The sequence below is a fragment of the Bacillus sp. FSL M8-0350 genome (assembly GCF_038593345.1).
Classification (GTDB): domain Bacteria; phylum Bacillota; class Bacilli; order Bacillales; family Bacillaceae; genus Bacillus; species Bacillus safensis.
The window spans coordinates 227230-240145 of record NZ_CP151985.1; the positions used below are offsets into that span (position 1 = coordinate 227230).

Annotated in this window: 11 protein-coding genes; 5 read left to right on the forward strand and 6 right to left on the reverse strand. The window is 44.3% G+C overall.

From position 1 onward, the window contains the following. Positions 1–8 precede the first annotated feature (8 nt). The 5 genes from NSS80_RS01300 (at position 9) to arr (ending at position 5276) form a co-directional block, all read left to right on the forward strand. Positions 9–845: a PRD domain-containing protein gene (locus NSS80_RS01300; protein WP_024424409.1), complete on the forward strand. Its 837-nt coding sequence runs from the start codon at positions 9–11 to the stop codon at positions 843–845. Between the two features lie 235 nt (positions 846–1080). Beyond that, complete coding sequence (locus NSS80_RS01305; RefSeq protein WP_098677752.1) at positions 1081–2937, forward strand: beta-glucoside-specific PTS transporter subunit IIABC; 1857 nt, start codon at positions 1081–1083, stop codon at positions 2935–2937. 19 nt (positions 2938–2956) lie between these two features. Further along, a complete protein-coding gene (locus NSS80_RS01310; RefSeq protein WP_065215394.1) occupies positions 2957–4378 on the forward strand; it encodes a glycoside hydrolase family 1 protein in 1422 nt (473 codons plus the stop codon). A 157-nt stretch (positions 4379–4535) separates the two neighbouring features. Then, positions 4536–4748: a hypothetical protein gene (locus NSS80_RS01315; RefSeq protein WP_024427440.1), complete on the forward strand. Its 213-nt coding sequence runs from the start codon at positions 4536–4538 to the stop codon at positions 4746–4748. A gap of 111 nt (positions 4749–4859) precedes the next feature. Further along, positions 4860–5276, forward strand: coding sequence for an NAD(+)--rifampin ADP-ribosyltransferase (arr, locus tag NSS80_RS01320; RefSeq protein WP_317222253.1), 417 nt, complete (start codon positions 4860–4862; stop codon positions 5274–5276). 60 nt (positions 5277–5336) lie between these two features. Here arr and NSS80_RS01325 read toward each other — a convergent pair whose 3' ends face one another. The 6 genes from NSS80_RS01325 to NSS80_RS01350 are packed head-to-tail and all read right to left on the reverse strand — an operon-like array spanning position 5337 to position 12824. Next, entirely contained in the window at positions 5337–7256 is a 1920-nt protein-coding gene (locus tag NSS80_RS01325) for a PTS sugar transporter subunit IIA (protein WP_065215393.1), read from the reverse strand. Then, entirely contained in the window at positions 7253–8137 is an 885-nt protein-coding gene (locus tag NSS80_RS01330) for an ROK family protein (RefSeq protein WP_065215392.1), read from the reverse strand. Before NSS80_RS01330 ends, NSS80_RS01325 begins: the two co-directional genes overlap by 4 nt. 56 nt (positions 8138–8193) lie before the next feature. Beyond that, positions 8194–10857, reverse strand: a complete 2664-nt coding sequence (gene mngB, locus NSS80_RS01335) for a mannosylglycerate hydrolase (protein WP_317222251.1) — start codon at positions 10855–10857, stop codon at positions 8194–8196. Between the two features lie 28 nt (positions 10858–10885). Further along, complete coding sequence (locus NSS80_RS01340) at positions 10886–12004, reverse strand: PTS fructose transporter subunit IIC (protein WP_041116501.1); 1119 nt, start codon at positions 12002–12004, stop codon at positions 10886–10888. A 35-nt stretch (positions 12005–12039) separates the two neighbouring features. Then, positions 12040–12369 carry a fructose PTS transporter subunit IIB gene (locus NSS80_RS01345; RefSeq protein WP_041116503.1) on the reverse strand — a complete coding sequence of 110 codons (330 nt, stop codon included), beginning with the start codon at positions 12367–12369 and terminating at the stop codon, positions 12040–12042. Continuing rightward, positions 12366–12824, reverse strand: a complete 459-nt coding sequence (locus tag NSS80_RS01350; RefSeq protein ID WP_041116505.1) for a PTS sugar transporter subunit IIA — start codon at positions 12822–12824, stop codon at positions 12366–12368. The genes NSS80_RS01345 and NSS80_RS01350 overlap by 4 nt, the downstream gene beginning before the upstream one ends. Positions 12825–12916: the final 92 nt, after the last annotated feature.

The window sequence follows — 12916 nt, forward strand, 5'->3', positions numbered from 1 at the left end:
GTTTGGAAATGCAGATTCAAAAGGTTCTAAACAATAATGTCATTAGTGTCATAGATGAACATGGAAAAGAAATCGTCGTCATGGGCAGAGGCATCGCTTTCCAGCGACGTCCCGGGGACCCGGTGGACGAATCGTTGATTGATAAAGTCTTCCGCTTGGAGGATCATTCCGTTCACGAGCGGATGAAAATGCTGCTTCAAGAGGTTCCGTATGATGTGGTCAAGGTGACCGAGGAAATGATCCAATATGCACATACAAAGCTGAACCGAAGATTAAACGAAAGTCTGCATGTATCGCTGGCAGACCATATTCATTACGCCATCGAACGGCTGAAGAAAAATCATCTGATTGAGAATTCGCTTATTTGGGAGATTAAACGCTTATACAAAGATGAATTTCTTGTGGCAAAGGACTGTCTTGAGATGATTGAAGAGCGTCTTCATATTGAACTGCCTGAGGATGAAGCAGGTTTTATTGCCATGCATATCATTAACGCAGAGCTCAATGAGGATATGAATACGACGGTCAATATCACAAAGGAAGTTAATGCCATTCTCACCATTGTGAAATATCACCTCAACATGGAATTTGATGAGGACTCACTCAACTTCTATCGTTTTCTCACGCATTTGCGCTTTTTCGTCCAGCGTCTGATCAATGAAACACTCCTTGTCAGCGAAGATCAGGACTTATATCAGCTCATCAAAGTGAAATATCCGAAAGCATACGATTGCGCAAAGAAAATCGCAGAATATGTCTATCAAACCTATCACCGGGATCTCACATCAGAGGAGATGCTGTATCTATCAATTCATTTGAATCGACTGATCAAACGAGAAAAATAAAGATAGATTTTAAAAGAAAGCGTTGACATGAGAAAAGGTGAGTGGTACTATTTGCTCATAAACATAAAAGAATACGGTTTCACAATGATCGTCTTAGAGGATTGTGACTGTTCGGCAGGCAAAACCTAAACGTTCACTGAAAAAGCGCAACAGCAAGCTGCGACTATTTTTGGTGCCCGTTTAGGTTTTTATTTTGCCCAAAAACGTATTTTTTTGAAAAAAAGGGGGTTTTTGCATGAGTTATCGTCAATTAGCAGAAGACATTATCAAACACATTGGTACAGAGAAAAACGTTCATTCATTGGTGCATTGCGCCACAAGGCTTCGTTTCACCTTAAATGACAGATCAAAAGCAGATAAAGCGGCCATTGAAAAATTAAATGGCGTCGTTACCGTTATGGAAAGCGGCGGCCAATTTCAAGTGGTCATTGGCAATACCGTACCAGAGGTTTATCGAGAAATTGGAGAGTTTACGAATCTATTAGAGGATTCCGCTGCTTCATCTGCAAAATCAGGTGAAGAGAGCACAAGCCTTTTCGGGAAATTCGTCGACATTGTATCGGGGATTTTCACACCACTTCTCGGTGTCATGGCGGGTGCAGGTATTTTAAAAGGTCTCTTAGGCATCTGTATCAACGCAAAATGGTTATCTCCTGAAGATACGTCGTATCAAATTTTATTTGCTGCATCTGACAGCTTGTTCTACTTCCTGCCATTATTGCTCGCATTCACTTCTGCTAGGAAGTTTAAAGCGAATCCGTTTGTCGCTGTGACGATAGCAGGTGCACTGATTTACCCAACCATTCAAGAATTGTCAAAAGGCGGCGGAGATGTGTCATTCTTCGGGATTCCAGTCGTCTTAATGTCTTATACATCTACGGTCATCCCAATCATTTTGGCAGTGTTTGTCATGGGATATATCGAACGTTTCTTTAACAAAGTCATTCATGAAAGTGTCAAAAACTTTATTACTCCACTGATTTTGCTTGTCACGGTTGTTCCGCTGACACTCATCGTATTTGGACCATTTGGTGTGTATGCAGGGAATGGCATTGCAGCTGTTTTGCTGAAAGTATTCTCCTTTAGTCCTACACTTGCAGGTGCTTTAATTGCGATGGCTTGGCAGATTCTTGTCATCTTCGGTATCCATTGGGGACTTGTGCCAGTGATTTTAAATAATATCGCAGTCCATGGGAAAGATCATATCAAGCCGGCCACTGCGCCAGCTGTATTCTCACAAGCCGGTGCTTCAATCGGTGTTATGCTGAAAACAAAGAATAAAAAACTGAAATCACTGGCTGGATCGACAGCAGTTTCTGCTGTGTTTGGGATCACAGAGCCAGCTGTATACGGGGTCACACTTCGTTTGAAAAAACCATTTATTGCAGCTGTTATCTCTGCTGGGGTCGGCGGTGCGATTATCGGTTATTCACAAAGTATTGCAATTGCGTCAGGCCTTCCAAGTTTACTGACACTGCCGATTTTCTACGGTCAAGGATTTACAGGGTTCATCATCGGTATCTCGGTCTCGTTCGTCCTTTCGATCATCTTAACTTATTTGATTGGATTTAAAGATCCAGTAGATGAAGATGAAACGCCGGCCGCTTCTGCACCGGTAATTGAAAACGAACATGGGGTCAAAGCAGCTCATGTGAAAAGTCCTTTAAAGGGCGAGGTCATCAAGCTGGAGGAAGTGCAGGATAAAGCATTCTCATCTGGTGCATTAGGAAAGGGCGCAGCCATCATTCCATCAGAAGGAAAGCTGTTTGCACCAGTATCAGGAGTTGTGACAACGGTGTTCCCAACAGGCCATGCGTATGGTCTAACTTCTGAAAGCGGAGCAGAAGTACTCATTCACATTGGACTGGATACCGTACAATTAGGTGGAAAGCATTTTACCCCGAAGGTTGTTCAGGGGCAAACCATCACAGAAGGCGAACTGCTTGCTGAGTTTGACATAGAAGCCATCCAAGCTTCAGGCCTGTCAGTCACAACACCCGTTATTATTACCAATTCAGGTGAGTTTAGCGATATTATTGAAACAGAAGAGAAACAAATCACACCAGGGCAATCATTTTTACATCTAGTTTAATCAAAAGGAGGAAGAAATCATGAGATATTCAACACTAGCATCATTTCCAAAAGACTTTTTCTGGGGCGGATCTACTTCCGCCTATCAGGTAGAAGGTGCGTGGAATGAGGATGGCAAGGGGCCTTCTGTCATTGACATGAGAGCAAGTTATCCTGAAGGGACAACGGATTTTAAAGTCGCAAGCGATCACTATCACCGTTATAAAGAGGATGTGAAGATGTTTGCGGAAATGGGCTTGAAGGCTTATCGCTTTTCCATTGCGTGGACACGGATCATTCCAGATGGAGATGGGGAGATCAATCAAAAGGGGATTGAATTCTATCATTCACTCATCGATGAATTGCGCCGCTATGGCATTGAACCAATCGTGACAATGTATCATTTTGATCTGCCTCATGCGCTTCAAGTAAAGGGCGGGTGGTCTAACCGCGGGACAGTGGATGCGTTTGAACGCTATGCAGAGGTGCTATTCAAGGAGTATGGTCAGAAGGTAAAAAATTGGCTGACCATTAATGAACAAAACATGATGATCTTACATGGATCAGCGCTCGGTACACTTGATCCAAATTTAGAAAATCCGAAAAAAGAACTGTATCAGCAGAATCATCATATGCTCGTTGCACAGGCAAAAGCCATGACGCTTTGTCATCAAATGCTGCCTGAAGCGAAAATTGGTCCAGCGCCAAACATTGCGCTCATTTATCCGGCTTCTCCAAAGCCTGAAGATGTGCTTGCTGCGGCGAATTACAATGCGATCCGCAACTGGCTTTATCTTGATATGGCGGTGTTCGGCCGTTATAACAACCTGGCTTGGGCGTACATGAAAGAAAAAGACATTCTTCCTGTCATTGAAGAGGGAGATATGGATATTTTGAAAAGCGCGAAGCCAGACTTCATTGCCTTTAACTACTACACCTCACAAACAGTTGAAGCGAGTAAAGGAGATGGCAACGACGAATTTGCACGCGGCGGAGATCAGCATTTGAAATCAGGTGAAGATGGCGTCTACAAAGGCGGCAACAACCCATTCTTAAGTAAAAATGCGTTTGGCTGGGAGATTGACCCTGTCGGCTTCCGTTCAACGATGCGGGAGATTTATGACCGCTATCAGCTGCCGCTTATTATCACGGAAAATGGATTGGGTGCATTCGACAAGTTAGAAGAAGATGGATCAATTCAGGATGATTATCGAATTGATTATCTAGAAAAACATATCGAGCAAATCAAATGGGCGATCACAGACGGCGTCGAGGTATTCGGATACTGCCCGTGGTCAGCCATCGACTTAATCAGCACACACCAAGGATGCTCCAAGCGCTACGGGTTCATCTACGTCAATCGCGACGAATTTGACCTAAAAGATCTCAAAAGAATTCGCAAAAAGAGCTCTTATTGGTATGAAACATTGATTCAGCAAAATGGAGAGAACATCGGGAAGTAAATGATGAAAAAGCCAATCACCTTATGCGGGTGGTTGGCTTTTTTTCTTCGTTCACTTTATTGGCAAGATCATATTGTTCGAGTTGTTCTAACATGATAGTCTGATGATATATTGTAAAAATTGGATAAAAATCCATTATCAGAAAGGGGTTGTTTATATGATGACGATTTTTTTTATGTTCTTCACATTGTTTTTGATTTTTTATGGTTTGAATTATATAGGACAGAAATTAATTGCGAAGGAATATCCAATGAACCATGGATTGATTGTGACGCTGTCAGCTGTGGAAGGTATTCTTGTTTTCGTCATTGTTGGTGTGAATGCGAAATTTCCGTTTTTATTTACAGTACTTATGTCTGTTCACATCTAACTCTCTACTATCATTATACCCCGAATTTAATCTCATTTATAGACTGTTTCTCGCCCAGATCAGGCCGTATACTGTTATACGCAAGTCAAAAACGATAAGGGGTGTGGCTGTATGAATGACAAGCAAAAGGTGTTAGATCCCGGGCCGTTTTTTCATGGGACAAAAGCGGAATTGAAGATTGGAGATCTGCTTGAATCGCTTTATTTATCCAATTATCAGGATAAAAAATCGAACCATATCTATTTCACCGGAACACTAAACGCGGCCAAATGGGGTGCTGAATTAGCTAGGTCTGATGCGAAAGAAAGAATTTATATTGTAGAACCGTTAGGCGATTTTGAAAATGATCCAAATGTGACTGACAAAAGATTTCCCGGCAACCCAACACGTTCTTATCGATCGAAATCTCCGTTGAAAATAGTCGCAGAATTAGGTTCATGGGAAAGACATTCCGATGAAGAAATCAATCATATGCTGAGCTCCTTAAAAAAATTAAGTGAAGAAGGAAAAAATGTCATCTACGATTGATGACGTTTATCTCAATAACACAAAGGCCGCCTCATGAACTGGGCGGCCTTTTGTTTGATCTTATTGAAATAGCGCATCCATCAGCTCATTAAATGTTTTGGCTTGCTTGAGGGAGTGAATGCGGTCTGGATTGTCTAGTAAATCGACGGCCTGTTCAAAGAATTGGTTCATGCAGGCAGCGTCATCTTTATGAATCGCTAATAAAAAGACAAGTGATACTTGGTCTCCCTGCCAGTCAATTGGCTGTTTTAAGTGTGCGATGGCTACAGAGGAGGTGCCTTCATTTGTGATAAGCGGATGCGGCATTGCAATACCGCTGCCAAGATAGGTAGACGACATTTGCTCACGCTCAAACACCGAGGACCGAAAAGAAGACGATACTAGCTGATGCGCCTCTAAACGGCTGCATAATATATCTAATACCTCATCCTTGCTGCTTAGATCAGTATTCATGAAAGTCAATCGCTCTTGAAAAAACGCCATCAGCTCTTTTGAGGGTGCCCCGTGCCCATTTAATAAATGAATGACTTCATTCACACGCTGTATATCATGATGTTCAAAAAAGGCGCTGACCTGAATGACTGGTTTCCCCTTTGATGTGAGTGGAACGGTTGTGATGATGACGTCACACGGCAAAGAGGTGCTCATGAGATAATCCTGATAGGAATAGAGCTCAACGATGTCAAGCTCGTGCTGAAAGGCTGCCTTCAATTTAATTTCAAGCAGTCTGGCCGTCCCTAAACCAGATCCGCACACGATAATCGCTTTCTTTTTTTGCGAGGTATCGAGCTGACTTCTTTCAAATGAAGCAGCGATATGCAGGGCAACATATGCCGCTTCATCTTCATTTGGCGTCCGCACCAGCCGTAAGGCATTCAGCCCGCTGACAGCCAAATCAAACGGGTATGGATAGGACATTTTGATCTCATGCAAAAGCGGATTTTGTAATGATACGCCATATTGGATGCGATTTAATAACGGCTTCATATGAAGCATCAAGTCTTGCTGCAGGATGCTGTCATCAGCAAAACGATGGCCGCTTGTTTTTTCAATGTGCTGTAGAAAGACTGTAACCGCCTGTTGAACTTCCACTGTCGTCTGATGCTGGGCGGCTTCTTTCCACGTTTGGTTCGCCAATAGATGCATGACTAAGTAATCTGTTTCATCCTCTGATAAGGTCACATAAAAAGTGTCACTCACCTGCTGTATGATTTTTTGTGCAATTCTCATCAAAACGGGTGATCTTTGTGTGCGGACGCTACTGGCGGATATCCGCTGGTTTTTTCGTGTTTGCTGAATCGCAATGGCTAAGTGAATGACTAAATTTTTTAAGGCAATGTCTTTAATGAGCAATGACTCTTGATGCAGGTTCGTCAACACAATAGATCGAATGGTTTCAAGAGATATATCAGGAAAATGGAGCTGCTCCCGCTCGGTGATATGAGAGAGAGCAGGCTCTTCTTCAAGAAGTAAGTCTGCATAGCACGTTCTTTTTTGCAGCTCATCTCCTTCAATCTTTAAGCCAAATCCAGGCTTTGACACAAGGGTCATGCCGTAACGGGCTAACATCTCTCGTCCTTTTTTTAAATCACTGCTGACCGTCATGCGGCTGATAAACAGTTCTTCAGCCAGCTGGTCAATTTTTAAGTAATCTGATTGAAGCAGCAGCTTTCTCATCATAAATCGTACACGCTCTTCTGGCATGACGGGGACAAGAGAACGGGCAGGAAGCTTTTGCTGATGAAGCCAAAGTAAGAAAGCGTCTTGATCACTCGTTAAAAGAGTATATCCCTTTCCTCGGATCGTTTTAATCATAGCCCCGGCTTCCTTTAAATACTCATTTGCTTCCTTGATTAAATTGCGGATAGAGCGGTCAGATAAGCGAAAAGAGGCAGTGAGCTCCTCCAGCTTCACGAACCCCTTCGTTTCAAAAAGCCGCTGAATCAGCTGATAGGTTCGAGGATCTGCCGTCATCATCATTGCGCGGCTCCTTGCGCCTGTAAGGCATCAGTTCCAAGAGCGATGGCGCCCATTAAACCAGATAATCCATCAAAGGATGGTTTTGTGATAATTTCATGTAAAGGCTTTGGCAGCTGCAAATAGCCGCGAAGCCGTTTGTCTGTTTCATCAAGAATAAGCGGCAGCATAGCCGGCTGTTTCATCACACCTCCACCTAGAATGATGCGTTCTGGTGAAAGGGTGAGCAGCAGGTTAGCAGTCATTTGCCCGAGATAGTAAGCATGAAGTGACCAAGCAGGATGATCCTCTGGCAGCATGGGTGCCAGTGTATGATAGCGTCCTTCTATGGCAGGTCCAGATGCCAGTCCCTCTAAACAGTCATGATGTATAGGGCAGCAGCCTCCGTAAGTGTCATGAGGATGCCGCTGAACGGTGATATGACCCATTTCTGGATGCAGCAATCCGTGAATCAGGCGATGTTCAATATAGGCACCGCCGCCTATTCCAGTCCCAACAGTAATATAGACCAAGGAGGCAGGCTTTTCTGCTTCAGTTGAAAAACGGGCTTCTCCGAGTGCTGCACAGTTTACATCGGTATCAAGCTTCATCGGGAGCCCGAGGGCTTGTTTTAAGGTAGAGAGGAAAGGGAATTGGCGCCAGGCTGTTTTTGGTGTGTCTAAAATCGTCCCGTAGCTTGGGCTTTGCTCTTTCACATCGACAGGCCCGAATGCCCCAATTCCAATGGCATCGACACGATGCTTTGTAAAGTAATCGATCACTTGCCGGCATGTTTCATCTGGATTCCCTGTTGCAAAGGAAGTCATGTGTTCAATCGTTCCGTCTGTAGTTCCGTAGCCGCAGACAAATTTCGTTCCGCCTGCTTCAATGCCTCCAATTCGCATGATCAATGCCCTCCATTAAAGAGGGGCGGAATCCATTGGATCCCGCCCCTACATGTTCATTTTTTCTTTACAATGTAGGTTTGTACCTGACAAGGTGTAAGCGGTTCAATGTGTAATGATCCATGTTGTGCTTTGAGTATATGTCCTTCAGGTGTTTCTCCTAAATTCGCTGTTTCTCCGTGTTGTAGAGATGAACTATTGATTGAAGCGGCTGTTTGACGCGTTAAATATGGATTGAAGAGACGAATGACAATGCCTGTTCCGTGCTCTTCTTTTTTCAGAGCGCTTAGAATGGCTCCATCTGTCTCGATGTCAAGCAGGCTATAAGTAGATTGTAAGTCTTCTTTTTCATCTCGGAAAGAGAAAATTAAACGACCGTTTAAAAAGTCTGCCCGCTCGTAGCATTGAACAGGTGTGGTATACCGTTTGGCAAGCTGCGCTAGGTGTCCCTCGCTGACTGCATCCTTGCTATAGTGCATACCAAATGTGAATGACAGTGCACCTTGCAGCTGAGCGTCAGGCGTATCCACAATTTTTTCCCCAGATGCGCGTCCTGGACGGTAAAGAAGGTTTTCTTTCCCCATTTTCCCGAAACAGCGGAAGAGCGTATATGCAATCGTTGTATAGCCTTCTCCTGTGATCTGATATTCTCTCACGCAGTCGGTCAACAGAGCGGCACCATATGCTTCATCACGAAGTGCGACAAAGGATTGCATCGGTTCAATGGTGATCGGTTTTTCTTCCCAATGTTCATTGTTCCACCATTCAAGCTCTTGTGTCAGCTCTGTTGGGCGTTCGATTGTACCAAACTGTTGATCGCTTAGTGATACGTTTGATGCGATGCCTGTATCAAAAAGAACGCGCAGGCGATGATCTAACGCATGGTTGTCCACATCTACATGAAAACGGATGACAGCATCGTCTTTGTTTAATGCCACCTTCGCTGTGATCTGAAGTGAAGTCCCAGCCAATTGCTTAGAGCGCTCCTCTAGGTCGTAAGGGACAGTGAGCTGAAGCTTGATGGTCAGCTCTTGCTGCAGGCCGCTTTTAGCCACTGAGATGTCTGCTGATGAAAGATCCTTGGATGACACATACAGGTCCTCACGAGGGGGTGAATAGTTGTAGGAATCCCCATCATCTCCGTTGTCTTCAAAGATCATTTGCTCAGAGAATGTCCGGCCAGTTTGCTTATCTGTGATGTCCAGTGATCCGTTGTCATTTGCCGCAATGCGGTAATACGTATTTTCAATCACTCGTCCTTCAGTTTGTTCCCATGCCGATTCGCTTGATTCATCGAAGACCATGCTGACCTGTGTATAACCAACTGACGGTAAGTTGATGGCTTCAATCAGCAGAACGGCTTTCCATACTTGCTTTGGCATGTACACTTTTTTACTTGGGTTAAGAGAAATTTGCTGTGCCAGCACATAATCTGTGACATCGGTTTTGCTTTTCACTGTGTACTGAAGCGTTCGTCCATTTGCATCCTTTAGCGTAAATGGACGTTCCGTGATAAAGGTTTCGACTTCAATGACTTCAGAACGTTTTGAAGGCAGTGTATTGAACAACGTGAATGTGATTTCTTGCTCTGTTTGCAGTCGAATAGCGATGAGACGCATGTGCAAGTCCACAAGATTCTCGGCGATTTCCTTTGCCTGCTTGTAGCGGAAGAAGACGTCTTGATTCGTCGTGTCACTATTACAGCCGCCAATGCTGTCATGCGCTGCATTTTCAAACATGAGGTACCAAATATCACGAACCGTATCATGCGGATAGTCGTGTCCAAGCGAATAGCTGATCGTGAGGATGGGCTCCATCACATTCACGAGATAGTTTTCAATTTGGTTGTTTAAGATTTTTAAATCCGCTCGTGTTGAAAAGATAGATTTATGAATCCGCATATGCTTCGCATGAATGAGCTCTCCGTGTAATGTCTCGAAAGATGTCCGCTCTTTTTTTACTGCTGCAATATAATCTTCTAAGCTGCTGATTTGATAGTGGCGCTTGTCAAGTTCATTGGCTTTTTCTAATAAGTCAGGCAGGTTTTTACGGATGGGTGCTTGGTCAAAACCGTTCGGGAAATAGACATTCTTTGTGGTTGCCTTTGCTTGCAGCGCACCAATCTTTTCAGATAAAAAGGCTTGTAAGTCCTCATCCTTCTCAGGGATATTTCCACCGTAGTAGTAGCCGAATGGCAGATTCACAGCAAAGACTTCACTGCCGTCAGCACCGCGCCAATTGAATTCAGTATGGTTCGTCATATGGTCAGAAACGCCGCGCCAAAATGCCGTATCGACAATGCCGAAGCCGCGATAAATTTGAGGCATTTGTGCGGATTGACCGAAGGAATCAGGGACATATCCGACTTTCATCACGTGGCCGAACTGCTGACAGCGTTCAATCCCATATTGCAGGTTCCGCACAATCGATTCACCTGAAATGACGAGCTGGTCGGTTTGGGTATACCATGGGCCGATGATGAGACGTTTCGCTGTGACAAGCTTTTTGATTCGATTCTCATCCTCTGGACGCCATTTCAAATAATCATCTAGTAAGGAAGCCTGGGCATCGAGCATGAAGTAATGGAACCTTTCATCTGTTTCAAGGGTATCTAAGATGTCCATTACGCTTTTCATTAAGTAAATACGGGAGCGGGAGGTGGTGAAATACCATTCCCGGTCCCAGTGAGTATGTGGAATCACATGTACATTGACAGTCATTGATCAACGACACCTTTCTTCGTTCAAATTATCCTTCTAGCACAAGGTCAAAATCGTCTTCTTCTTTCTGCTTCTGATCATGTTCCGGCGTTTTTGGCTCTTTTTTCTCAGAGAAATTCACAAGCAGGTTGGCGCCAATACCGATGACAAGTGCGCCAGTAAGGGCTCCGATTAAATAAGCCCACCAGTTTCCGACTGAGAAGAAGCCGTATAGCCCGCCAATTGGCGGCATGATGTCATGAACTCCTAATAATGCAGCGACCCCGCTTCCAGCAGCACATGCGACAACATTGAGCGGAATCAATTTCAAAGGATTGACGAGGGTAAAAGGGATCGCCCCTTCCGTAATACCGATAATCCCCATGACAAGGCCGCCTCGTCCGGCTTCTCTAAAGGTTGGGGAGAAGTTGCGTTTTCGAATCAATGTCGCAAGCCCGTATCCAAGCGGTGGAATGACAATCGCAATATTGACGAGAATGGCAGGGAGGTAGACACCTGATAGGAAGAGGGCGTTACCAGCCATCCACGCTGATTTATTCACCGGTCCGCCAAGATCGAATCCAATCATCGCCCCTAAAATGAGAGCGAGCGCGAGTGTGCTTGTTCCATCAGCGACCATACCTTTAATCCATTCAATTAATGCCGTGTTCAAAGCGCCTAATGGTCCGCCCAGCAGAACTGACATAAGAAGTCCGGTTAAGCCAACGGTAATGAGCGGCAGGATGAGCAGAGGGACGAGCCCGGCTGCGGAGCCTTGAATTTGAATTTTTCTTTTTACAAAAAGAGCAACATATCCTGCGAAGAAGCCTGCAATGACGGCACCAATAAATCCAGCATTGGTTGAGCTGGCGAGGGCACCGCCGATAAAACCGGCTGCAAGGCCTGATTTATCCGCTAGGGAATAGGCGATAAATCCAGCAAGCAGGACGTTCATTAAGCCAATACCTGTCCAGCCGACCTGCTCCATTAAATAGGCGCCGTGCAGTATGCCGCCAGCATCCTTATAGGGGTTTAAATCTGAAACGCCAAACCCTAATCCGACCAGTTTTGCTAAACCAACGATTAGTGAGGCGCCGATGATTACAGGAAGAATATAAGAAATACCGGTCATAAGATGGCCTTCAATGACTTTTAATTTTGCTTTCATTTTCTTTGCTCCTTTCTATATGGCATTGCTCATGTTTATTGAGATTCAGACTTTTTCTTTTCAACAAGTTCTACAGCTTTGGTGATAATTTGCTCAGCATTTTTTAAGGCACGTCCGATCTCGACACGTACAGTGGGTATGCCTGAGAAGCGTTCCGCATCGTTGATATGCTGATTTGAGGCAATGATGCAGAGGTCTGCCTGCTGCGCTTCCTCTGCTGTAATGCCGTTCACCTGTCCCATAATCCCCTGCTGTTCGATTTTGATCTCGTGTCCGAGCTGTTTACCTGCATTTTCTAACGCTTTGGCTGCCATTGGAGTATGAGCTAACCCTGCTGGACATGAAGTGACACCGACAATTTTCATTGTGTAATCCCCTCTTTCAATTGTTGTTCAATGACGTCGTAATAGTAATCAGCTGTTTGACCTGGTTGAATCTTCTCGATAAAAGCAGGTTCCATTAGACTGGTCGCAATACCTGACAGTAATTTCAGATGTGTGACATTAGCTTCTTCTAGTGGAACGAGCAGTGTAAATAAATAGCTTGTGGGCAAATCGTCGAAGCTTCCCCATTCAATGGGTTGTTCAAGTTCTAAAAAAAGAAGTGAAGCCGTTTGTACAGCGGAGCTTTTTGTATGTGGAATGGCGAAGCCTTGCTGAAGTCCTGTTGAGACTTCGTCTTCGCGTGTCAACAAATCTGCTAATAGCCCCGCCTGATCGTTTGTAATCTGAAGGTCTTCAGCTTTCTCGGAAATGTATTGTAAAATCTCATTCTTTGATCGTCCGTTTACTTGTGTGAAAACATGATCTTTTTGGAACAAGCTGATCCCTTCTCTCTTGTTTGTTAAGCGCTTACAAGTTGATTGTAATGTACTTTTCCGCATGGTTAAATAGCATCATTTTCCGTTTGAAA